16 protein-coding genes are annotated in these 22,623 nt (G+C 69.4%); 6 read left to right on the top strand and 10 right to left on the bottom strand.

From position 1 onward, the window contains the following. Nucleotides 1-60 precede the first annotated feature (60 nt). The 6 genes from BST10_RS23170 to BST10_RS03120 all read right to left on the bottom strand — a co-directional run bounded on the left by BST10_RS23170 (nt 61) and on the right by BST10_RS03120 (nt 12,921). Nucleotides 61-5,331: a PGRS repeat-containing protein gene (locus BST10_RS23170; protein ID WP_163762310.1), complete on the bottom strand. Its 5,271-nt coding sequence runs from the start codon at nt 5,329-5,331 to the stop codon at nt 61-63. 345 nt (nt 5,332-5,676) lie between these two features. Further along, nucleotides 5,677-7,116, bottom strand: a complete 1,440-nt coding sequence (locus tag BST10_RS03100; protein ID WP_083036333.1) for a vWA domain-containing protein — start codon at nt 7,114-7,116, stop codon at nt 5,677-5,679. An 11-nt stretch (nt 7,117-7,127) separates the two neighbouring features. Beyond that, nucleotides 7,128-8,036 (bottom strand): AAA family ATPase, encoded by a 909-nt coding sequence (locus tag BST10_RS03105; protein WP_083036334.1) that lies wholly within the window; start codon nt 8,034-8,036, stop codon nt 7,128-7,130. Between the two features lie 18 nt (nt 8,037-8,054). After that, nucleotides 8,055-9,308 carry a glutamate-5-semialdehyde dehydrogenase gene (locus BST10_RS03110; RefSeq protein WP_083036335.1) on the bottom strand — a complete coding sequence of 418 codons (1,254 nt, stop codon included), beginning with the start codon at nt 9,306-9,308 and terminating at the stop codon, nt 8,055-8,057. A 59-nt stretch (nt 9,309-9,367) separates the two neighbouring features. Beyond that, complete coding sequence (locus tag BST10_RS03115) at nt 9,368-10,732, bottom strand: mechanosensitive ion channel domain-containing protein (RefSeq protein ID WP_083036336.1); 1,365 nt, start codon at nt 10,730-10,732, stop codon at nt 9,368-9,370. Beyond that, on the bottom strand, nt 10,729-12,921 hold the full coding sequence (locus BST10_RS03120; protein WP_371869210.1) for an adenylate/guanylate cyclase domain-containing protein: 2,193 nt from the start codon (nt 12,919-12,921) through the stop codon (nt 10,729-10,731). The genes BST10_RS03115 and BST10_RS03120 overlap by 4 nt, the downstream gene beginning before the upstream one ends. A 61-nt stretch (nt 12,922-12,982) precedes the next feature. Between BST10_RS03120 and BST10_RS03125 the strand changes: the two genes are divergently transcribed. Beyond that, nucleotides 12,983-13,843: a ribokinase gene (locus tag BST10_RS03125; protein WP_083036338.1), complete on the top strand. Its 861-nt coding sequence runs from the start codon at nt 12,983-12,985 to the stop codon at nt 13,841-13,843. A gap of 95 nt (nt 13,844-13,938) precedes the next feature. On the opposite strand, the gene BST10_RS03130 is transcribed toward BST10_RS03125, so the two are convergent. Further along, on the bottom strand, nt 13,939-14,334 hold the full coding sequence (locus BST10_RS03130) for a tautomerase family protein (protein ID WP_083036339.1): 396 nt from the start codon (nt 14,332-14,334) through the stop codon (nt 13,939-13,941). 76 nt (nt 14,335-14,410) lie between these two features. After that, complete coding sequence (locus BST10_RS03135; RefSeq protein ID WP_083036340.1) at nt 14,411-16,465, bottom strand: NAD(+) synthase; 2,055 nt, start codon at nt 16,463-16,465, stop codon at nt 14,411-14,413. Nucleotides 16,466-16,523: 58 nt separating this feature from the next. Between BST10_RS03135 and BST10_RS03140 the strand changes: the two genes are divergently transcribed. The 4 genes from BST10_RS03140 to BST10_RS03155 all read left to right on the top strand — a co-directional run bounded on the left by BST10_RS03140 (nt 16,524) and on the right by BST10_RS03155 (nt 19,908). Continuing rightward, entirely contained in the window at nt 16,524-17,063 is a 540-nt protein-coding gene (locus BST10_RS03140; protein WP_083036341.1) for a cysteine hydrolase family protein, read from the top strand. Between the two features lie 4 nt (nt 17,064-17,067). Further along, on the top strand, nt 17,068-17,916 hold the full coding sequence (locus BST10_RS03145) for a Sir2 family NAD-dependent protein deacetylase (protein ID WP_083036342.1): 849 nt from the start codon (nt 17,068-17,070) through the stop codon (nt 17,914-17,916). Nucleotides 17,917-17,926: 10 nt separating this feature from the next. After that, a complete protein-coding gene (locus BST10_RS03150; RefSeq protein WP_083036343.1) occupies nt 17,927-19,168 on the top strand; it encodes an MFS transporter in 1,242 nt (413 codons plus the stop codon). Nucleotides 19,169-19,314: 146 nt separating this feature from the next. Further along, nucleotides 19,315-19,908 (top strand): hypothetical protein, encoded by a 594-nt coding sequence (locus BST10_RS03155; protein WP_083036344.1) that lies wholly within the window; start codon nt 19,315-19,317, stop codon nt 19,906-19,908. A 17-nt stretch (nt 19,909-19,925) separates the two neighbouring features. Here BST10_RS03155 and BST10_RS03160 read toward each other — a convergent pair whose 3' ends face one another. Then, entirely contained in the window at nt 19,926-21,185 is a 1,260-nt protein-coding gene (locus BST10_RS03160) for a cytochrome P450 (RefSeq protein ID WP_083036345.1), read from the bottom strand. A 104-nt stretch (nt 21,186-21,289) separates the two neighbouring features. Between BST10_RS03160 and BST10_RS03165 the strand changes: the two genes are divergently transcribed. Further along, the gene (locus tag BST10_RS03165; protein ID WP_083036346.1) at nt 21,290-21,943 is read left to right on the top strand and encodes a TetR/AcrR family transcriptional regulator; all 654 of its coding nucleotides are present in this window, start codon (nt 21,290-21,292) and stop codon (nt 21,941-21,943) included. On the opposite strand, the gene BST10_RS03170 is transcribed toward BST10_RS03165, so the two are convergent. After that, nucleotides 21,901-22,620 (bottom strand): PE-PPE domain-containing protein, encoded by a 720-nt coding sequence (locus BST10_RS03170; protein ID WP_083036347.1) that lies wholly within the window; start codon nt 22,618-22,620, stop codon nt 21,901-21,903. The two genes, BST10_RS03165 and BST10_RS03170, sit on opposite strands and share 43 nt — an antisense overlap. Nucleotides 22,621-22,623 lie beyond the last annotated feature (3 nt).

Below are 22,623 nucleotides of genomic sequence, written 5' to 3' on the forward strand. Positions count from 1 at the left end.
CGCGGTCGCCGGATGTTCTCCGACGACCGCGGTCGTGCCGTGGCCGGTCTCAGCCGACCATCATGCGGGCGGTGCCGGCGTGCCGTCAGCGCCGGCGTTACCGTTGCCGCCGGGGGTGGTGCCGGCACTGCCGCTAGAGCCGTTTCCACCGCCGTCGGTCCCCGCACCTCCGGTTCCGCCGCCACCGACTGCACCGCCGGCCGCGCCGTCGCCCCCGTGGCCGCCGACACCGCCGAGTGCGGCATTGGTGGCGTCGCCACCGTCGCCCCCGTCTCCGCCGTCGCCACCGTCTTGGCCATTGCCACCGTTGCCGCCGGCACCGCCGCCGGTGCCGTTGACGCCCGCACCGCCGGTGCCACCGTCACCGCCACTGCCGCCAGACCCGCCGGTGGCACCGGCGCCGCCATCACCGCCGTTTCCGGTTCCGGCGGCGTTGCCACCGGCACCGCCGGTGCCACCGTTGCCCCCGGGGCCTCCGGTGCCGTACCCGGCGATTCCGCCGGCGCCACCCTCACCACCGTCGCCGGCGAAGCCGGTCCCGGCCGCGGCCGCACCACCGGTGCCGCCGTCGCCGCCGGCGCCGCCACCACCGTTCCCGCCGGCGTTACCGCCATACCCACCGTCGCCGGTCGCGGCGACGGTGGTGCCGGTGGAGTCGCCGCCCGCACCGCCAGCTCCGCCGACGACGCCGACACCGCCCTTGCCGCCGCCCCCGCCGGCGCCTGCCGCTTGGTGGTTGCCGGGGGTCCCGGCGTTGCCCTCACCACCGGTGCCGCCGTTACCGGCGTCGCCGCCAGTTGCCCCGACGCCACCATTACCACCGGTCCCGCCGTCGCCGTTGAGCGAGTTACCGCCAGCGCCGCCAGCGCCGCCCTGGCCAAAGTTGTACGGCGGGAAGGGCTGGAAGTTGTTCTGGTTGCCGTCACCACCGTCGCCGCCCGCGCCGGCGGCGTGGGTGGCAGAGGCGTTGCCGCCGTTGCCGCCCTGGCCTCCGGTGCTGTTGGTTCCGGCGTCGCCGCCGTCACCGCCGGTCCCACCGGTGCCGGATCCGGCGGCGTTACCACCGGCCCCGCCCTCCCGGCCGACGCCGCCCCAGCCGCCTTCACCGCCCTGACCGCCGGCGGTGCCGTCGTCGGTGCCAGTGGCATTGCCGCCGTTGCCGCCGGTGCCTCCGGTGGCGGTGGTGTTGCCACCGTTGCCGCCGGACCCGCCGGCCCCGCCGTTTCCGGCGGCGCCGAGTGCGTCGCCACCGGCACCGCCCCTACCGCCCCAGCCGCCTAAGCCGCCCCAACCACCGTCACCTGCGATCCCGGGTGCGTTCGCGGCGCTGCCGCCGTTGCCGGCGATCTCTCCGCCGTCGCCGCCATTGCCGCCGTTACCGCCGGCGCCGCCGTCACCACCGACCGAGTCACCGCCACGGCCGCCCTGGGCGCCGCCCAGGTGGTTCGTCCCGCCGGCATCGCCGCCGTCGCCACCGTTGCCGGTGCCGGTGGCGTTGCCGCCGTTGGCGCCGCTACCGCTCTGGCCGGCATTGCCGCCGTCGCCGCCGGTGCCACCGGCGCCGGTGCCCCAGGCCTTGCCGCCGTCGCCGCCTTGGCCACTGCCGGCACCCAACTGGGCGTCACCGCCGCTGCCACCCCTGCCACCGTTGCCACCGTTGCCGCTGGCGTTGGTGGCGTTCGAGCCGGCCCCGCCGTCGCCGCCGTCACCGCCGTCACCGGAGCGGCCGCCGGCACCGCCGTCGCCGGACCCGAGTGCGTCACCACCGCGGCCACCGCCGCCGGCGGTACCGCCGTCACCGCCGTTGCCGCCGGTTTGGCCGGCACTACCACCGTTGCCGACGATTGATACGCCGGCCGATCCGTTGCCGCCATCACCGCCGTCACCACCGCGACCACCGGCACCGCCGTTACCGGAGCCGGCTCCTTGACCGCCGCCGCCGCCAGCGCCGCCGGCCCCGCCCATCAGCCCGCCGTTGCCGCCGTTGCCGGCCAGGGCCGCCAGGCCGTTGCCGCCGTCGCCACCGTTACCGCCGATACCACCGGCACCACCTGTGCCGTCAGTGCTGACGTTGCCGCCGGTGCCACCGTTGGCGCCAGTACCCGCGGTGCCACCAGCACCGGCGTTGCCGCCGCTGCCGCCGTTACCGCCAGCACCACCGTCGCCGATGACTGCGTTTCCACCGATGCCACCTTGAGCACCATTGCCGCCGTTTCCGGCCGGGCCATTTCCGCCGCTGCCGCCGTTACCGCCCTTGCCGCCGTCACCGTGGCCAAGGGCGTTACCGCCCGCCCCGCCCAGGTTGCCGCTACCACCGTGACCGCCGGTCGGGCCGCCGTCACCACCGTTCCCGGCGTTGCCGCCGTCGCCGCCATTACCGCTGGCTCCGGCGACGTTGAAGATGGAACCACCTGCGCCGCCCTTGCCGCCATCGGCTCCGTTGCCGCCACCGCTGGTCGTGCTGCCGCCGTTGCCGCCGTTGCCACCGTCACCGGCGTCACCGACCTTTGCCCAGCCGCCCGCGCCACCGTTACCACCGTTGGTCGGGAAGGGTCCGTCACCGCCTTCACCACCGTCACCGCCGTTGCCGCCGTTGCCGGATTCCGTGCTGTCACCGCCGTTGCCGCCGAACGAACCGGAGTACACGCCGTTGCCGTCGCCACCGTCGCCGCCGTCACCGCCGTTACCGACCTTGGCGTCCCCGCCGTCGCCGCCGTAGTAGCCGGTGCCGCCGTCGCCGCCGTCGCCGCCGTTGCCCGTGACGAAGCTGTCGCCACCGGCGCCACCGTGGGCGTTGACCGCGCCGCTGCCGTCACTGCCGTTGCCGCCATCACCGCCGTCGCCGGTCTGGGCGTCGCCGCCGTCGCCACCGTAGTTGCCGGCGCCCAGCGCGGCACCGGCCAGACCCGCACCGGCTGCACCAGCGTTGCCGCCGTCCCCGCCGTTACCGACCTGGTTCAGACCCGGGCCGCCGTAGCCATTGCCACCGTTACCACCGTGGCCCGCGCCGCCGCCCTGGGCGCCGGCGCCATGACCGGATCCACCGTTGCCGCCCTGGCCGCCGTCAGCCCCCGCAGCCTGCGCGTTGCCGGCCTGGCCGGCCACGCCGCCCGCGCCGCCGGCCGCACCGCCGCCGCCACCGATAGCCGAGTTGGCCCCGCCGTTACCGCCGTTACCGCCGTTGCTGCCGTTCGCGGTGCCGGTAGTGGCATTCCAACCGTTACCACCGTTACCGCCGGCGCCGGCCACACCGGCGTCGCCACCGTTGCCGCCGTTGCCGGCCAGACCGATGGCGCCCTGGCCACCTGCGGCGCCGGCCGCACCGCCGGTGCCGCCACTACCGCCGTTGCCGCCGACCGCGCCGTTGCCGCCGTTAGTGCCGTTGACGCCGGGACCGGTGCCGTCATGGCCCGGACCACCGACGCCGCCATTGCCGCCGTCGCCGCCGTCGCCACCGACACCACCGGCGCCGCTGACACCCGAGATGGTGCCGGCCGCGCCACCGGTCCCGCCCGTGCCGCCGGTCGCGCCGTTGCCGCCGGCGATCCCGTTGCCGTCGCCGGCGGTGACGCCGTTGACACCGTCGGCGCCGTCGCCGCCGGTACCGCCGACGCCGCCGTCGCCGTAGGTGCCGCCGGTCCCACCGACACCGCCCTTGCCGCCGACGCCGTTGGAAGCGGCCACATTCCAATCGCCCTTGGCGCCGGTACCGCCGTTACCACCGTGAGCGGTTCCCGCCGCGGGAACAGTGCCTCCGGCACCGGTGTTGCCGGCGTTGCCGCCGGAACCGGTACCGGCCGCGCCGCCGGCACCGCCGTTACCGGCGACCCCGATGGCCGATCCGGCGTTGCCACCGGCACCGCCGACGCCGTTGGAAGCGGCCACATTCCAGTCGCCCGTTGCGCCGTTACCGCCGTTACCAGCGGCCCCCGCGTTACCGCCGGCACCACCGTCACCGCCGTTACCGGCCGTGCCTGCGTTGCCGTGCGCAGCCGTACCGGCATTACCGCCGTGGCCGCCGGCACCGCCGTCGTAGCCCTGGCCGCCGGCGCCACCGTCTTGTCCGGCCCCTAGACCGTTGCCGTAGTCGGTGGCCCAGTTCCCGTTGGCTCCGGTGCCGCCCTGAGCTCCGGCAGCACCGGCACCGCCGACGCCGCCGTCACCGCCGTTGCCGCCGTTGCCGGACTGCGAGCCGCCCGCACCACCGTTACCACCGGCGCCACCGTTGCTGCCGACGCCGGCCACTCCGGCCGCGCCGTCGCCGCCGGAGCCGCCGTTGCCGCCGTTGCCGGTTGCACCGCCGTCACCGCCATTACCGCCGGCACCACCGGCAATACCCGCAGTGGTCGAGTTGAGGCCATCCTGTCCATCACCGCCGTTACCACCGCCGGTTCCGCCCGCGCCGGCCGCGCCACTTGTGCCACCGCTACCAGCACCGGCCGCGCCACCGGCGCCGCCCTTACCGACGTCACCGCCGTTACCACCGTTGCCGCCGCCGAGGTGGGCAGCATTGGCGAGCGCACCGTCGCCGCCGTTACCGGCCGCGGCGCCGGAGCCGCCGTCGCCACCGTTGCCGGCATGCCCGCCGAGGAGGAAGTTCAGCCAACCCGAGGCGGCGCCACCGTTGCCGCCGGCACCACCGTTGCCGCCGTCGCTGCCGTCCTGGCCGGCGCCGTCGACGCCGCCGGCACCGGCGACGCCCCACACGCCGTTGTCGCCGTCGGTACCGGCTAGGCCGTCACCGCCGCGACCGCCGTCACCGCCGCTGCCGAAGATCGAGCCACCCGCGCCGCCGTCACCACCGTCCGCGCCCGCACCACCGGCACCGCCGGCACCGCCGTCGCCCCAGAAGTTGGCGTCGCCGCCGTTGCCGCCGGCTTCGCCGGCCACCGTGCTGTTCCAGCCATCACCGCCGTTGCCGAACAGCCAGCCGCCGTCCTGGCCGTCCGGGTCGGCGGCCGTACCCGCCACACCGTTGCAGATGAATCCGCAGCTGTCCGCGGACGCCCATGCCGCGCCCAGCGGGTTGATCAGGTTGTTGTCGACCCAGTCGCCGAACTGCGTGCCGATCCAGTTGGTGGCGACCCAGCTGTTGACGTCGCTCATGAACGAGTTGAATGCAGCATCCAGCCCGAACGGGTCGGCAGTTGCGGTTCCCACAGCGGTGGCGTCGAAGGCCGCGGCGTCGAACAACGACGACCAGGCCGCCGGGTCGACGAAAGAACCCCAGTCGATGTCGTCGTACGGCAACGCCCAGGTCGAGGGGTCGAACAGGTCGGCCAGCCCGAAATCATCAGCCTGAGCCTGCGGTGCACACGTCAATGGCGTCATCCCGAACGCCAGAAACGCACTTACCGCTGCGCCGGCACCGGCCGCTCGGCTCGCGCGACGCGCCGTGCCCTTTCGCGCAGAGTTCCGCCTCGCACTGCGGTTCCTGTCAGACATCACACAACCTCCCCGTGAAACAACCAGATGCTTAAAGCTCGCTAAGACGCCTTAGGTTATTTCGATGGTCGGCGGGGTTCATAGAGTAATGAACTACTCTAGTTTTTCGCAGAAAGGTCACTTGCTTGCTCGTTTAGGGTGCGCGGGGACCGGCGGGTTGAGGTGAGCGTGCACAGTTGCGCGGCCCGCCCGGCGTGGTGCCGGACAGACACGCACGTTCGCGATTTGGGGTCAGACCGGTAGGAGTTGGTCGATCACCGTGGCCAACTGCTTGGCGGAGCGACATTCATGCATGGGGATGACATCCTCATACCGAGGCACGGCGGAATCGCCACTGCCCCAAAGGTGCCGGGGCTCGGGGTTGAGCCAGTGCGCGTGACGGCTCGCCGTCACCAGGTGCGACAGCACGCCCACCCCGGGGTCGCGGTAGTTGGTGCGGCCGTCGCCCAAGACCAGCAGCGAACTGCGCGGTGACACCACACTCGGATACTTCTCGGCGAACGAGACGAAGGCATTGCCGTAATCGGAGTGGCCGTCACGGGTGTACACGCCCGACTCGCGGGTGATCCGCTGAATGGCCACCGCCAGGTCGGCCTCGGGCCCGAACAGGTGGGTGACCTCGTCGGTGGTGTCAATGAAGGCAAAGACGCGAACTCTTGAGAACTGTTGGCGCAGTGCATGTACCAACAGCAGGGTGAAGTGACTGAACCCGGCCACCGAGCCGGACACGTCGCACAACACCACTAGTTCGGGCCGGGCCGGACGCGGCTTGCGCAGCACCACGTCGATCGGCACACCCCCGGTGGACATCGAGCGGCGCAGCGTCTTACGCAGGTCGATGGTGCCGGCGCGGGAGCGTCGCCGTCGCGCGGCCAGTCGGGTGGCCAGGGTGCGGGCCAACGGGGCCACCACGCGGCGCATCTGGCGCAGCTGCTCACCGGAGGCGCGCAGGAATTCGACGTTCTCGCTCAGTTGCGGAATGCCGTACATCTGCACATGCTCGCGACCCAACTGTTCCGCGGTACGCCGCTTGGTTTCGGCGTCGACGAGCTTGCGCAGTTGTGCGATCCGCTGGGCTGCAACGGATTTGGCGATCTGCTCCTGGGTGGGACTGGGCTCGTCCCCGTAGGGGGCGAGCAGGCCCGCCAGCAGCCTGCCCTCCAATTCGTCGAGTTCGAGCGCCTTGAGCGCCTGGTAGGCCGAGTACGACGGACCCCGGCTGGAGCGGTATTGCCCGTAGGCGCCGACAATCGCGGCGATCATCGCCGACAATCGTGCGTCGGTCTCGGCCAGGTCGGGATTGGCGGTCAGCAGATCGACCAACATCGCGCGCATCTGCTCGGCGTCTTCGGGCACCGGGATGTCGTCGGCCGACTGCGGTTCCTCCGACACGACCACGGTCCGCCCACCCAGCGCGGCCGGAAACCACAGGTCGAACATGGCGTCGTAGGTGTCGCGGTGATCGGGTCGGCGCAGCACCGCGCACGCCAGGCCCTCACGCAACACCTCGCGATCAGTGAGCCCGAGCGCGGCCAGCACCCGCCCGGCGTCGACGGTCTCCGACGGCCCCACCGAAATCCCCTGGTCGCGCAGCGCTTCGACGAACCCCACCAGGTGACCCGGGATACCGTGCGGGGCCAGCGGCTGCGGCGGGCGGATGCGGCGAACCATCTACTGCACCATCAGTTCAGTCGCAGTTCCCCCGATGCGCGCACCTGGTCGGACTGGTGCTTGAGCACCACCCCGAGGGTGGCCGCAACGGTGGCGTCGTCGATGGTGTCCATGCCCAGCGCCAACAGCGTCCGTCCCCAGTCGATGGTCTCGGCCACCGACGGCAGCTTCTTGAGCTGCATGCCGCGCAGCACGCCGATGATGCGCACGAGTTCGGCGGCAAGGTGTTCGGGCAGCTCGGGTACGCGCGACAGCAGGATGCGCCGCTCCAGGTCCGGGTCGGGGAAGTCGATGTGCAGGAACAGGCAGCGCCGCTTGAGCGCTTCGGACAGTTCCCGGGTGGCATTGGAGGTCAACACCGTGAACGGTGTCCGGGTCGCGGTGATGGTGCCCAGTTCCGGAACGGTGACCGCGAAGTCGCTGAGCACCTCCAGCAGCAGGCCCTCGATCTCGATGTCGGCCTTGTCCGTCTCGTCGATCAGCAGCACGGTCGGTTCGGTGCGCCGGATCGCGGTCAGCAGCGGGCGCGAGAGCAGGAACTCCTCGGAGAACACGTCCATCTTGGTGGCGTCCCAGTCGCCGCCCTGATCGGCCGTGTTGCCGGACTGAATACGCAGTATCTGCTTGGCGTGATTCCACTCGTAGAGCGCCCGGGCCTCGTCGACGCCCTCATAGCACTGCAGCCGCACCAGCTCGGCGCCGGTGGCGGCAGCCACCGCGCGGGCCAGTTCGGTCTTGCCGACACCGGCCGGGCCCTCCACCAGCAGCGGTTTCCCGAGCCGGTCGGCCAGGAAGACCGCGGTGGTGGTGGCGGTGTCGGCCAAGTAGCCGGTCTCGGCCAGCCGCCGGGCCACGTCGTCGATGTCGGTGAACAACGAGGCGTGCCGGGCCGGGGTGGCGGGAATGCCGGGCTTTTCCATGCGAGGGTATGGCTCCTTTTAGACGGGACGGGTGTGACCGTCGCCCCACACGATCCATTTGGTCGATGTCAGCTCCGGCAACCCCATCGGGCCGCGGGCGTGCAGCTTCTGGGTGGAGATTCCGATCTCGGCGCCGAAACCGAACTGCTCGCCGTCGGTGAACGCCGTGGAGGCGTTGACCATGACCGCCGCGGCGTCGACCTGCTCGCTGAAGCGCTGGGCGGCGGCCATGTTGCTGGTGACGATGGCCTCGGTGTGCCCAGTGCCGTATTCGTTGATGTGGTCGATGGCGTCCTCGAGCCCGTCGACCACCGAGAGCGCGATGTCCATAGCCAGGTATTCACGGCGCAAGTCGTCCTCGGCCGCGGCGGCGGCGGCGTCCCCGTGCACCGCAACCCCGGCGGCGGTCAACGCGTCGACCAGTCGCGGCACCGCGGAGCCGGCGATGGCCCGGTCGATCAACAGCGTCTCGGCGGCGTTGCAGACGCTGGGACGCCGCGTCTTGGAGTTCAACAGCACCTCTTCGGCGATGTCGAGGTCGGCCGCCTCATGGACGTAGACGTGACAGTTGCCGACGCCCGTCTCGATGGTCGGCACCAGCGCATCGCGCACCACGGCCTCGATCAGCCCGGCCCCGCCGCGCGGAATCACCACGTCGACCAGTCCGCGGGCCTGGATCAGGTGGGTTACGGTGGCGCGGTCGGCCGCAGAGAGCAACTGGACGGCGTCGGCGGGGAGGTCCTCGTCGGTCAGGGCCTTGCGCAGCACCTCGACCAGGGCCCGGTTGGAATGCGCCGCTGACGAGCTGCCGCGCAACAGCGCGGCGTTGCCTGACTTCAGCGTCAGGCCGAACGCGTCCACGGTGACGTTGGGCCGGCCCTCATAGACCATGCCCACCACGCCGAGCGGAACCCGCTGCTGACGCAGCTGCAGCCCATTGGGCAGCGTGTAGCCGCGCAGCACCTCGCCGACCGGGTCGGGCAGCCCCGCGACCTGGCGCAGGCCCGCGGCGATCCCTTCGACACGCTGCGGGTTCAGCGCCAGCCGGTCGAGCATGGCCTCTGGAGTGCCGGCGGCCCTGGCCGCGGCCAGGTCCGCCACATTGGCGGCCAGGACGTCGTCGGCATGGGCCAGCAGCGCATCAGCCGCGGCGTTCAACGCACTGTTCTTGGCCACCGTGGACAACGACGTCAGCGCACGGGAGGCGATCCGAGCCCGGCGGGCGGCGTCGTGGACCTCTTGGCGCAGGTCGGGAAGTACGGGGACGCTCATCGTCCCAGGGTATCGGCGAACGGTGGTTGGGACGAAACGGCCCCATTTCGGCCGCGGCGCTAGGCCGGCACCGCGCGACGCTGGTCGATGATCCGGCCCAACTCCTGCAGCAACAGCGGCTTGGCCATCACCAGCTCCTCGATGTGTTCGCGGTCGATCACCACCGCGGTCACTTCCTCCAGCGCTCGGGCGTCGAACTGGCTGGCCTGCCGGGTCAGCGTGGTGACCCCGAGGAAGGCGCCGTGGCGCAGTGTTGCGGCCGGCACCGCCGGATCCTCGGTGGTGAGCCGGACACTGCCCTCGGTCAGGAAGATCATCGCGGTCGGCACGTGGCCGGCCTGCTCCAGGACTTCATCCGCGCCGTAGCGGACCACCGCGGCGTAGGGCGCCACGGCCTGCTGGTCGGCGTCGGTCAGCCGCAGCGCAGGCGCCACCACCGTGCGCAGCGCCTCGGCCACCCGCTCGGGTGTCGAGAACACATCGTCGGAGTCGTCGAGGTGCAGCCCCTCGCGGCGGGCGGCATACCACAGCCACCGCAGGAAGGTGGCCTGCGCGGGACCGTCGTCATCCGGGGAGTCGAGGGCGACGGTGGTCCGGTATTCGCCGCCGCCGAGCGCCACCGAACCGGGCGCCTCGCCGGTGGTACGCAGCGGCAGCGCGGTGGCGACCCGCGACAGCAACGCGCACACCCGGTCCGGCGGGTCGGAGACCGCGAACGTCGTCGTGATCGACACCCGATGCGCACCACCGGACCGGCTGACGTTGGTGAACGACGTGCTCGCCAGCACCGAGTTCGGGGTGACCTGCAGGCCGCCGGCGGTGCTGATGTGCACCGCCCGCCAGTTCACCTCGACGACGCGGCCGCGCGCGGTCGGGGTGGACAGCCAGTCGCCGATCCGGAACGGCTGCTCGAACAACATGAACAGCCCCGAAACGATCTGACCGACCGAATTCTGCAGCATCAGGCCGATGACCACCGAGGTCACGCCCAGCGCGGTGAACAGGCCGCCGATCTTGGCGCCCCAGACGTAGGACAGGATCAGCGCCAGACCGACACCGATCAGCAGGAAGCGGGCGACATCGACGAAGATGGTCGGGATCCGGCCTCGCCACGAGCCTTTCGGGGCACTCTGGAAAAAGGTGACGTTCAGCCCGGACAACAGCAACACCAGCAGCACAAAGCCGAACAGGGTGTAGATGACCCGCACCGTCGGGTCCTGCGCGGGTACTGCGGCCACCTGCCCGAGCAACACCAGCAACGCACCCAGCGGCAGCAGGTAATTCCGCACCAACGCCACCGGCCGGGCCAGGTAGCTGCCCCTGCGGGTCAACGCCACATGCCATTCGGTCAGCAGGATCAGAGCGGCGGGAAATCCCGCGGCCACGCCGACGGCCCAGTAGAACCACGGCCCGAGGATGTTCACGTCGGCTCCGATAAGCGCCAGGCCTGCTCTTCGGTGTCACCGATGGCCACGGTGCCGGCCGGGGTGAACTCCGCGCCGCCGCCGAGCATGTCGCGCACCGCCCCGGTGACGTAGATGCCGGATTGCGGTGTACCCCTGCGTAACTGATAGGCAAGGTTGACGGCCGATCCCCACAGGTCGTAGGTGACCCCGGATCGGCCCACCAGACCGCTGACGACTTCGCCGGTGTTGACACCGGCCCACAAGCTCAGCCGGTGACCGGATTTGACGTTGAACCGGTCGACGATGCGCCGCATCTCGCTCGCGAATTCGACGATGCGGTGCACGCCGTCCAGCCGCGGGGTGGTCAGACCGCAGCCGGCGAGGTAGCCGTTGTACATGGTGCGAATTCGTTCGACTCCAACGACTTCGGCCGCCGCATCGAATTGCCGGACCAGCTCGTCGACGATCGTCACCAATTCGTTCGCGGCGACCTCGCCGGAGAGCTGGTCGATCCCCTGCAGTTCGGCGTAGACGACGCTGACGTTGTGGTGCTCTTCGGCGATGGCCTGCTCACCGCCGCGGTAGCGCCGCACCACCGACTCCGGCATCAGCGACAGCAGCAGCTCGTCGTTCTGCTTGCGCTGCTCGTTGAGCAGTTCCTCCTTCGTCCGCAGGCTGCGGCCCATGTCGTTGAAGGCCTTGGTGAGATCGCCGATCTCGTCAGCCGTTCCGCTGGGTACCGAGGCGCTGTAGTCGCCGGCACTGATCCGCTGGGCGGCGGCCTGCAGCCGTCGGATCGGCCGCAGGAAAAGCCGTGCCAGCAGCATCGCCAGCACACAGATGGCGAAGATGACCCCGGTGGTGGCCAGCACCACCCGCTTGCTGAACGAGGTGACCCCGGCGTACGCGTCGGAGTAGTCCCTGGTCGCCAGGATCGACCACTGTAGATCCGAGTTGGGGATGGTCAGCGGCGCGTACGCGGCAAGTTCGCGGTTGCCGAGGTAGTCGTATCCGGTGTTGAGCGTGCCGGTCTGGCCGCGTTGCGCGGCACGCAGCCCCGGGGAGCCCACCGGCTGAACCAGGGTGGTGGTCCCCAGCTTCAGGGCCTTGTCCACCGTGGCGACCGGAGTACCCGCCGCCACCGCTTCGCGGCGGTACCGCTCCGGGTCCTCCAGAAACAACCGCGAATCGGAGCGCATCAGGTCGTCGGGTCCGGCCAGATAGGTCTCGGTGGTGCGCCCGACCTGGGCGGCCTTCCAGTCGCGGTTGGCGGTCATGATCCGGTTGACCTTCGCGCTGGGCAGCGGCAGGGCCAGCACTCCCTCGACCGTGCCCTTGACGCCGACCGGCGACACCAGCCAGGCGGTCGGCGTGTCCAGGTTGGGTTGATAGGGCTGGTAATCGGTGATCCAGACGAAGTTGACCGCGTTGGAGGCCAGCGCTTTACGGTAGGCGTCACGCAGCACGGACTCGCGGTAGGGGCCGGTCAGCACGTTGGTGCCCAGGTCCACTCCCTTGTTCACGGAGTAGACCACGTTGCCCCGGGTGTCCAGCAGCAGCGCATCCAGGTACTCGTTGCGCTTGACGATCTCCGCGAAAAAGCTGTTGAATTCGGCGTTTGCCGCGGACCAGGCGCTGCCGTCGCCGGCGTCCTCGGGCTTATCGGATTCCCCGGTATAGCCGGCGGTGTAGTGCGCCTGCAGGTAACGCTGCGCGGTCGACGCCGGCAGCAACGCGGCGATGTCTGCCCGCTCCCCGGTCCGCTCGGCCAGCTGCTCGATGAAGTTGTCCCGATAGTGGCCCACGATCGCGCGTTGCTGCTCGGGAGTGACTGTGGCGCGGGCAAGTTCGTCGAAACCCGCGGTGAACGCGTGGAGCGCGTTGGAGGCCATCGCTCCCCCGCTGAAGATGATCAGCGAACTCGTCATCTCCGCGAACAGGCTCGAGACCGCCCGGCGCTGCGCCTCCCGGGCCTGCACCAGCTTGCTCGTCGCCGAACGTTGCAGTTCAGCTGCGCCGTACTGGAACTCGACGAAGCCCACCACACCAACCGACACAATGCTGGTCAGCAGCAGGATGAGCATCAGTTTGGTCTGGATGCTGAGCCGAGACGGCAGCCACCGGCGCCGTCGCTCAACATTCGCGGTGTCGTCCGCGGCTGCCGACGGTGCCGAGTCCACCCGGCCGCTCCCTTCCCCGGTTACCAGACGGTTCCCCACCCTAAGGGATGCGCGACATTACGAGGTCGCGAATGCGAAGCTGGACAGCATGGTGGCGCAGCTGTGCGTGGTGGGCAGTGTGAATCTGGATACGGTGTTCACGGTGGCTGCGCTGCCCGCCCCGGGCGAAACGGTCCTCAGCTCGGCACCGAGCAGCCACCCCGGCGGCAAGGGCGCCAACCAGGCGGTGGCAGCCGCGCGTGCCGGCGCCGACGTCTCGTTCATCGGCGCGGTGGGTGACGACGACGCCGGTCTGCGGTTACGCCGGCACCTCCGGGACAACGACGTCGGCACCGACGGATTGACGACCGTCGCGGGTCCCAGCGGATCAGCGGTCGTCACGGTGGATCCGGCCGGGGAGAACACCATCGTGGTGGCGCCGGGGGCCAACGGCGCGCTGACGCTGGACTCCGCCCAGCGTGCACTGATCACCAAGGCGCACGTGGTGCTGCTGCAGCTGGAGATTCCGGTCACGACGGCCACCGCAGCGGCCCAAGCCGCCCGCCGGGCGGGGGCGACCGTGATCGTCAACGTCTCCCCGGCCGGTGAAGACCTGAGCGAGCTGGCGGGGCTGATCGATGTGGCGGTCGTCAATGAGACGGAATCAGCGCGGTTCAGCCATCCGGTACCGCATCGGGTGGTCACGCTCGGAGCGCGCGGCGCCCGCTACAGCGGGGCTGATGGCATCGTCGAGGTTCCGGCGCCGGTGGTGGCCGCTATCGACACCTCCGGTGCCGGCGATGTCTTCGCCGGCGTGCTGGCGGCCGAGTGGCCCAGCGGCAAGGCACATGCGCTGCGGCTCGCCTGTGCGGCCGGGGCGCTGGCGACGCTGGTTGCCGGCGCCGGCGATTGCGCCCCGACCGCCGCGGCGATCGAAGCGGCGCTGACGACGGGCCAACCGGGTGGCTGAACGCCGGCGGGGCTGGTTCCAGCCGCGTTGAGTCTGCGCTCAGGGCGGTAGTCGTCGGCGTGTCGCCGACCTGGACGCAGTCTCAACGCTTCTGCTCACACCCGAACGTTGAACCCCAACTCGACGTCGGATGCGGCCTGCCCGCCGCGGATCCCCCAGTTCTCCCGGTCCACCTCGTGCAGCGTGATCATCACGTGGTCGATCGGGATACCCAGCGTCGCAAGGCGTTCGACGATCTCCGCGTAGAGTTTCCGCTTGGCTTCCAGGGTGCGGCCGGTGAAGCAGTCGATCGAGACCAGAGTGCGGTACTCGGGTCGGGTGAGTTTTTCCGGGACTGCGAACCGGTGCGGCTCATGAACCACCAGCCGGACGTTCTTGTCGTCGGCGGGCGTCTGGAAAGCCGCCACCAGCGCGCCGTGAACAGCGTCGATGATGGCGACTTCCTCGGCTTGCGAGTAGCGGCGGCGAACCTCGATCAGCACGGTCGGCATGGGCTACTTCCTACCAGAACCGCAGCGCAGCGCGGTCTCATTACGGGCGCAGCTCGACGAATCTAGCATCGCTGGGCTACTGCTCCGGGATCTCCCGTTCGATCTCGTCGAGCCAGATCCGCGCCGACATGTCCGACGGTGCCCGCCATTCCCCCCGCGGCGACAGCGAACCACCGTGGGAGACCTTCGGCCCGTTCGGCAGCGCCGAGCGTTTGAATTGACTGAACGAATAGAACCGCTGCGCAAAGACTTTCAGCCAGTGCCGGATGTCTGCCAGGGAATAGGCCTGCCTTTTGTCCGACGGGTAGCCGGGCGGCCAGGACCCAGCTGCAGCGTCATGCCAGGCGTGCCAGGCCAAGAACGCGATCTTGGCCGGCGAAAACCCGTAGCGCAACGCTTGAAACAGTGCGAAGTCCTGCAACGAGTACGGCCCCACCTTGTCCTCGCTCCGCTGAATCTCCTCGCCGTCGGTCGCCGGCACCAGTTCCGGGCTGATCTCGGTGTTGAGCACCGAGGCCAGCACGGCGCACACGTCGGCGTCGAATTCGCCGGAGTTGATCACCCAGCGGATCAGGTGCTGGATCAGTGTTTTGGGCACCCCGCCGTTGACGTTGTAGTGCGACATCTGATCGCCCACGCCGTAGGTGGACCAGCCCAGCGCCAACTCCGACAGGTCACCGGTGCCCAGCACGATGCCGCCGCGCTGGTTGGCGATCCGAAACAGGTAGTCGGTGCGCAGCCCGGCCTGCACGTTCTCAAACGTCACGTCGTAGACGGCTTCGCCACGAGCGAACGGATGGCCCAGCTCGGCCAGCATCAGCCTCGCGCTGTCGCGGATATCGATCTCGGCGAAGGTCACCCCCAGCGCCCGGCTCAGCGCAGCCGCGTTGGCCTTGGTGCGCTCGCCGGTGGCGAAACCGGGCATGGTGAACGCCAGAATGTCACTGCGCGGCCGGTTCTCCCGGTCCATGGCCCGCGCAGCGACGATCAGGGCGTGGGTCGAATCGAGTCCACCCGACACCCCGAGCACCACCTTGGGATAGTCCAGGGCACGCAGCCGCTGCTCCAGGCCCGATACTTGGATGTTGTAGGCCTCGTAGCAATCCTGTTGCAAGCGCTGGGGATTCGACGGCACGAACGGGAACCGCTCGATCACCCGGCGTAGCCCGATGTCCCCGGAAGGCGGGTCCAGCGCGAACTCCACCCGCCTGAAGGACTGGACCGCATCGCGGTGATGGCGGCGGTTGTCGTCGAAGGTACCCATCCGCACGCGCTCCGCGCGCAGCAGCCCGAGGTCGACATCGGCGACCGAGCGACGGGCGCCGGTGGGAAAGCGTTCGCTGTCATCGAGCAGCGTGCCGTTCTCCCAGATCATCGTCTGGCCGTCCCAGGCGAGGTCGGTGGTCGACTCCCCCTCCCCGGCGGCGGCGTAGATGTAGGCGGCCAGGCATCGCGCCGACGCCGACCGCGCCAGCAGGCAGCGATCCTCGGCGCGCCCGACGGTGATGGGGCTGCCGGAGAGATTCGCCAGCACCGTCGCGCCGGCCAGCGCGGCCTGGGCACTCGGGGGCACCGGCACGAACATGTCCTCGCACACCTCGACGTGCAGCACGAACCCGGCCAGGTCGGTCGCTGCGAACAGCAGGTCCGGCCCGAACGGCACCTCGAGGCCGCCGAGCCGGATCATCCCGCGTTCATCGGCGCCGGCAGCCAGCTGGCGCCCCTCATAGAACTCCCGGTAGGTGGGTAGATACGACTTCGGCGCCACCCCGAGAATGCGCCCGCGGTGGATCACCACGGCGGTGTTGTAGACGCGGTGGGCATAGCGCAGCGGCGCCCCCACCACCAGCACCGACAGTAGCGGCGTCGAGGCCGCGACCACCTCTAGCAGCGCCGTCTCGACAGCGCCGAGCAGGCTGTCCTGCTGCACGATGTCCTCGATGGAGTATCCCGACAGCGTGAGCTCGGGAAAGACGGCCAGCGCGACGCCGTCGTCATGGCATTCCCTCGCCAGGCGCAGCACCGACTCGGCGTTGGCGGCCGGGTCTGCGAGCGTGGTGCGGTGCGTGCAGGCGGCAACCCGCGCGAACCCGTGCCGGTAGGCGCTATAGAAGTCCCCAGAATTCTCCATGGCCTCCCATTCTCGCCCGGATGGTGTCAACGTGCAGCTTTCGGGTATCACCAGGGCCATGAGCGATACCGCGGTGGCCGTCGTCGAGATGCTCAACGCGTACCGGCATCCAGACGCGGCGCAACTGGCCGACAATGTCGCGAAGATCATCGAACCGCTGGCCGACCTGGTCGAACGCAGTCGAGCCGACGAGCAGGTCGACCTGATCTACGTCAACGACAACCACGGCGACTTCACCGCCGGATTCACCGACATCATCGGGTCGGCCCTGGAGGGCGCACGCCCCGAGCTGGTTCGCCCCATCGTGCCGGCCTCCGGCGATCGGGCGGTGAGCAAGGTGCGACACAGCGCCTTTTATTCCACTCCGTTGGAGTACCTGCTGGGCCGGCTCGGCGCCCGGCGGCTGATCCTGACCGGGCAGGTCACCGAACAGTGCATTCTCTACACCGCCCTGGACGCCTACGTTCGGCACCTTCCAGTGGTGATACCGGTCGACGCCGTCGCCCACATCGACGCCGCACTGGGCGATGCGGCACTGGAGATGATGTGCCGCAACATGGCTGCCGAACGGTCGACCGCCGCGCAGTGCCTACGCTAGCCGGATGGGCGGAGCCGAACCGACGGTCTGCGACCTGCTGACGCTGCTGGCGGGCCGGCGGACCGCGGTGCTCACCGGCGCCGGGATCTCCACGGACTCGGGCATTCCGGACTATCGCGGCCCCGATTCCCCACCGAGCAACCCGATGACGATCGCCCAGTTCACCGGCGACCCGGTTTTCCGTCAGCGCTACTGGGCGCGCAACCATCTCGGCTGGCGACACCTGGCAGGCGCCGCGCCCAACGCCGGGCACACGGCGCTTGCCGCCCTGGAAGCGTCCGGCGTCGTCACCGGGGTGATCACCCAGAACGTCGATCTGCTGCACACCCGGGCCGGCAGCCGCCGTGTCATCGACCTGCACGGCAGTTACGCGGCGGTGGTGTGTTTGAGGTGCGGCACCACCATGAGCCGGGCTTCGCTGGCCGAGCAACTGGAGGAGCTCAACCCGGGATTCATCGGCCGAACCGGGCCGCTCGGCCCCATCGTGGTGGCCCCCGACGCGGACGCCGTCGTGACCGACACCGCATCTTTCCGCTACCTCGACTGCCGCGCCTGCGGCGGGATCCTCAAGCCGGACATCGTCTACTTCGGCGAGAGTGTTCCCAAAGACCGCGTCGTCCAGGCGTATGCCGTTGTCGATGAGGCCGAGGCGTTGCTGGTGGCGGGATCGTCGCTGACGGTGTTCTCCGGCTACCGGTTCGTCCGCCACGCCGCGGCGCGCGGTATGCCGGTCGCCATCGTCAACCGTGGCCCCACTCGCGGCGACGGGTTGGCCGACGTCAAGTTCGACGGCGGCTGCTCGGCGGCACTGACCGTGCTGGCCGCTGAGTTTGGTGCCGTTTCGGTGCGTTAGTGCCCGACGAATGGGGCAGGATGTCCCGGTGAAACAGCGCCTCACCTCCGATCAGCGCAACTCTTTCCTGGCCGCCCTGCTGGGGTGGTCGATGGACGCCTTCGACTACTTCATCGTGGTGTTCGTCTACGCCGATATCGCCAAGACCTTCGGCCACACCAAAACCGAGGTGGCGTTTCTGACCACCGCCACGTTGGCGATGCGCCCGGTCGGGGCGCTGCTGTTCGGCCTGTGGGCCGACCGGGTGGGCCGTCGGATACCACTGATGGTGAACGTGATCTTCTACTCGACGGTGGGGTTCCTGTGCGCGTTCGCGCCGACCTTCACCGTGCTGGTGGTGCTGCGCCTGCTCTACGGCATCGGCATGGGCGGCGAATGGGGCCTGGGCGCCGCGTTGGCCATGGAGAAGATCCCGCCGGAGCGACGCGGCTTCTTCTCCGGACTGCTGCAGGAGGGCTACCTGTTCGGCTACCTGGCCGCCAGCTTGGCCTCGCTGCTGGTGAACGACTGGCTCGGGTTGTCCTGGCGCTGGCTGTTCGGGCTGTCCATCCTGCCGGCCATGATCAGCCTGCTCATCCGTTATCGGGTCACCGAATCCGAGGTGTGGCAGGCTACCCAGGACCGGATGCGGTTGACGCGCACCAGGATTCGCGACGTATTCACCGACGCCAAGGTGATCCGCCGGTTCTGCTATCTGGTGTTGTTGATGACGGCGTTCAACTGGATGAGCCACGGCACCCACGACATCTACCCGACATTCCTGAGCTCGAACGATGGCGCGGGGCTGTCCCATGTCACGGCGAAGTGGATCGCGGTGATCTACAACATCGGCGGCATCATCGGCGGGCTGATCTTCGGCTCGCTGTCGCAACGGCTGGGTCGCCGCTACGCGATCATCTGGGCGGCGGTGATGGGCCTGCCGATCGTGCCGCTGTTCGCGCTGTCGCACAGCGCCGGCATGCTGTGCCTGGGATCGTTTCTGCTTCAGGTCTGTGTGCAGGGCGCCTGGGGCGTGATCCCGGCGCACCTGACCGAGATGTCGCCGGACGCGATCCGCGGCTTTTATCCGGGCGTGACCTATCAGCTGGGCAATCTGCTGGCCGCGTTCAACCTGCCGATCCAGGAGCACCTGGCGGCCGCGAACGGCTACCCGTTCGCCTTGGTTGTCACCGTGGTACCGGCGCTGATCGCCGTCGTGGTGCTGACCGCGGCCGGTAGGGACGCCACCGGCCGCAGCTTCGGGCCCACCTAGCCGCCGCCCCTGGTCGGGGCCGGGTTGTCCGGGCGGCCGCGCGGCAATGCTCGCTGTTGACAGCGCCATTTCGACCGCCCTAGCGTCTACAAAAAATCTGCCGTGTTCTAAACAAGAATAAGGGTCGGATTATGCATTGTGGTCGAATGGCCCTCTTTCTCGGAGCCAGCCTGGGAATCGCGCTGGGTGGCGCGCTTGCCGCCAGTACGGTCGCCGCTGCGGACGCTGTCGAAGACGCTTGGCCGTATCTGCAACCGGAGTCGCCGGTGTTCCCGTATTACTACGCGACGGGGCTTCCGAGCATCCCCGGCACCGATCCGTGGTACACGGTCGACCGCGATTTCACCAGTGTCCCGTATCTGTACAACTACTTTCACAACGTCGTCACCGCTACCCTCGACGGCCCGGAATACCCCCACGTCGGAACAGTTTCAGATGCCCTGATTTTGTTGCCAATCTTCCCCGCGGTCGGCGGACTCGTCGGAGCCCCGTTGTTCACGAACTACTATCTGGAGGATCCACAGCTGGGGTTCGCGGACGCTTTCAGCGTGCTGAACCTATTCACCAACACCTACCTCAGCGACACCGCGGGCGTGAAAGACGTGCTCAGCATTAATGGCCTGCCGCCGCTGACCCTGTTCGAATTCCCCACCGTCGACGCCGGCGGGCCGGCAACGGAATCGGCCGACGGATTCGCGCAACTGCTGGCAGAACTCGCAGACACCACTTCGAGCCTGTAGCGGCCGCGGCGTCGCCGTCAGAAGGTGCAGGGCATGGCGCGGATGCCGTGAATGAAGCTGCCCGCCAGATATTCCGGGTCCCCGGCTTCGATACCGGGTAGCTCCCGGAGCAGTTCGCCGAAGATGGCGCGCAACTGGGCTCGCGCCACATGGGTCCCCAGACAGTAGTGCTGCCCGCCGCCGCCGAACCCGACGTGCGGGTTGGGATCACGGCTCAGGTCGAGGCAGTCCGGCCCGGCGAACACCGTCTCGTCCCAGTTGCCGGAGGCATAGAACATGGCGACCTTCTCGCCGGCCCGGATGGTCTGCCCACCCAGCTCGCAATCGGTTGCCGCGGTGCGGCGAAAGGTCATCACCGGGGTGGCGTAACGGATGAACTCCTCCACTGCGACGCCGATGCGCCGGTCGAAATCCTCCAGTAGCCAGCCACGTTGGGCGGGGTAGTCGGTGAGCGCCTTGACCGCGTGACTGGTGGTCTGGCGGGTGGTGTCGTTGCCGGCCACGCACAGCAATACGAAGTACGCCGCGATCTCGGCGTCGGTGAGCCGGTCGCCGTCCACCTCGGCGTTGACCAGGCTGCTGAACAGGTCGTCGCCGGGTTTGTCACGCCGCGCGGCCGCCAGCGAGCCGGCCAGCTGGTGCAGGTACATGATGTTCTCGCCCATCACCGCCAGCGGGTCGCGCCCGTCGAGGAACACCGGGTCGTTGGTCGACACCAGCGCATCGGCGGCACGCGCCACGGCCTCCCGCTCGGATTCCGGGATCCCCACCATGTCCGCCAAGGTGCGCAGTGGCAGTTCCTTGGCGCAGCATTCGACGAAATCGGCCCCGCTGCCGGCGGCCTTCAGTTCGGCGACGATCGCCGTGGCGCTTGCCTTGATCGCGTCCTCGATGCGCCTGATCTGCCGGGGGGTGAACGCCGCGGTGGCCAATTTGCGCAGCTTGGTGTGCCGGGGCGGGTCCATCGCCAGGAAGGATTGCGTGGTCTCGAGCAACTCCTCGGGAAAGTTCTCGAACATGACGCCCTTGCCCGACAGGAACACCTCGTTGGTGCGACTCACCGTGACGATGTCGGCGTGCCGGGTGACCGCCCAGAAGCCGGGGTCGTCGGGATCGTTGAGCATGGCGTCCTCGACCGGAGGATGCCAGCTCACCGGCCGTTCGACGCGCAGCACCGCGAACGAGCGTTCGCGCTCGGCGGCGGTGGTGGACCAGAACGCGCGAGAAGACAGGTCAACAGCGTCGTAGCTGCGGGTGGACAGTGACGGCGCTGGCATGGATGCCCCTTCGCTATGACGACGATCACAGGCTGGTTCTGCTAACACTACGTCTAGACAGTATGTCTAGTCAATATGTCTGCCCAGCCGCTACGCTGGTCGGCATGGCATCGGTGACCCGCAAGCCCCCGACCAGCCGCCAACAACGGCGCGAGGAGATCGAGCGTCGGCTGCTCGACGCCACCGAGCGGCTGATGGGCGAAGGCACCAGTTTCACCGAACTCAGCGTGGACCGGCTCGCGACCGAGGCGGGGATGTCGCGCGCCAGCTTCTACATCTACTTCGAGGACAAGGGCCATCTGCTGCGCAGGCTCGCGGGCCAGGTGTTCGGCGATCTGGCCTCGGGGGCCGAACGCTGGTGGCAGGTGGCAGGACGTCGCGATCCTGACGATGTCCACGCCGCCATGACCGCGATCATCGCCAGCTACCGCCGACACCAGCCACTGCTGATCGCACTCAGCGAGATGGCCGGCTACGACCCGCTGGTGGCGGCCACCTACCGGGAGTTGCTGACGGGCATCTCAGGCCGGGTGGCCCGGGTCATCGAGGACGGCCAGGTCGACGGTTCCATTCGCCGCGCACTACCCGTCGCCGCCACCGCCAGTGCACTGACCTGGATGGTGGAGCGGTCCTGCCAGCAGAACCTTCCTGCGCAGGACTCCGGCTACGACGCTGAACTCGCCGCTGCGCTGACCGAAATCGTGTGGGGCGCACTCTATCTTGCTGACGCCGGGCCGCCCCAGGCCGAGCGGTCGTAGCTGCTCTCGATCCGCTGACGCCTCCTACGCCGGGTGGGACACAACACGTAGGTGATGTTGCCGCGGTGGACCCGCAGGTTATCGCGGGCCTGGATGTCGACTCGGAAGTAGTTGTTGTGGACAGTCACCAGACCCAGCAAGGCATTGCGCACGGCCAGTGAGTTGACTTGTGCAGCAGGACGATTGGGGAAGTCGGCCATGCCGTCGTACTGGCGGCACAGGTCCGTCACCGCGAAGGGCGTGTGCTGCGGCACGCCGACGCCGCCGTAGTCGGGCAGCGTCATGAACTTCACCAGCTTGGGATCGGCCCGGTAGATGCCGTGGAACGGCTGCTCGGGATTGGCCAACAGCAGAAACGACACCTTGCCGACGGGGACCGTCGAGGTTGGGCCGCGCTCGCGCAACCACTTGCAGGCAACCTGCGCCCCCATGCTCACGCCGTAGACCAGCACGTCATCGGCATCCGGGTGGCCGTCGAAGTGCGCGGTCAGCATGTCGTCGAGGGCCTGCGCACCTCGTTCCACCGCACGGACCGCCGGGACATACCGCAGGCCGTCGACGTAGGTGTTGGGGTACTTGACGTTCCGGATTCTCTTGCCCCTGGTGACAGCACCGCGGCACATGAACCGCAGCAGCCCGCTCCATCCCGCCCCGTCGATGGTGAAAACGGTGCTCATGCG

The organism is Mycolicibacter algericus DSM 45454, assembly GCF_002086455.1.
Lineage (GTDB): Bacteria > Actinomycetota > Actinomycetes > Mycobacteriales > Mycobacteriaceae > Mycobacterium > Mycobacterium algericum.

Coding starts and splice junctions, on each gene's coding strand:
- BST10_RS03135 (WP_083036340.1), bottom strand. CDS start 16,465: ATGGAGAATTCTGGGGACTTCTATAGCGCCTACCGGCACGGGTTCGCG.
- BST10_RS03150 (WP_083036343.1), top strand. CDS start 17,927: ATGGGGCAGGATGTCCCGGTGAAACAGCGCCTCACCTCCGATCAGCGC.
- BST10_RS03130 (WP_083036339.1), bottom strand. CDS start 14,334: ATGCCGACCGTGCTGATCGAGGTTCGCCGCCGCTACTCGCAAGCCGAG.
- BST10_RS03100 (WP_083036333.1), bottom strand. CDS start 7,116: ATGGTTCGCCGCATCCGCCCGCCGCAGCCGCTGGCCCCGCACGGTATC.
- BST10_RS03165 (WP_083036346.1), top strand. CDS start 21,290: ATGGCATCGGTGACCCGCAAGCCCCCGACCAGCCGCCAACAACGGCGC.
- BST10_RS03170 (WP_083036347.1), bottom strand. CDS start 22,620: ATGAGCACCGTTTTCACCATCGACGGGGCGGGATGGAGCGGGCTGCTG.
- BST10_RS03155 (WP_083036344.1), top strand. CDS start 19,315: ATGGCCCTCTTTCTCGGAGCCAGCCTGGGAATCGCGCTGGGTGGCGCG.
- BST10_RS03105 (WP_083036334.1), bottom strand. CDS start 8,036: ATGGAAAAGCCCGGCATTCCCGCCACCCCGGCCCGGCACGCCTCGTTG.
- BST10_RS03110 (WP_083036335.1), bottom strand. CDS start 9,308: ATGAGCGTCCCCGTACTTCCCGACCTGCGCCAAGAGGTCCACGACGCC.
- BST10_RS23170 (WP_163762310.1), bottom strand. CDS start 5,331: ATGACGCCATTGACGTGTGCACCGCAGGCTCAGGCTGATGATTTCGGG.
- BST10_RS03145 (WP_083036342.1), top strand. CDS start 17,068: ATGGGCGGAGCCGAACCGACGGTCTGCGACCTGCTGACGCTGCTGGCG.
- BST10_RS03125 (WP_083036338.1), top strand. CDS start 12,983: ATGGTGGCGCAGCTGTGCGTGGTGGGCAGTGTGAATCTGGATACGGTG.
- BST10_RS03140 (WP_083036341.1), top strand. CDS start 16,524: ATGAGCGATACCGCGGTGGCCGTCGTCGAGATGCTCAACGCGTACCGG.
- BST10_RS03160 (WP_083036345.1), bottom strand. CDS start 21,185: ATGCCAGCGCCGTCACTGTCCACCCGCAGCTACGACGCTGTTGACCTG.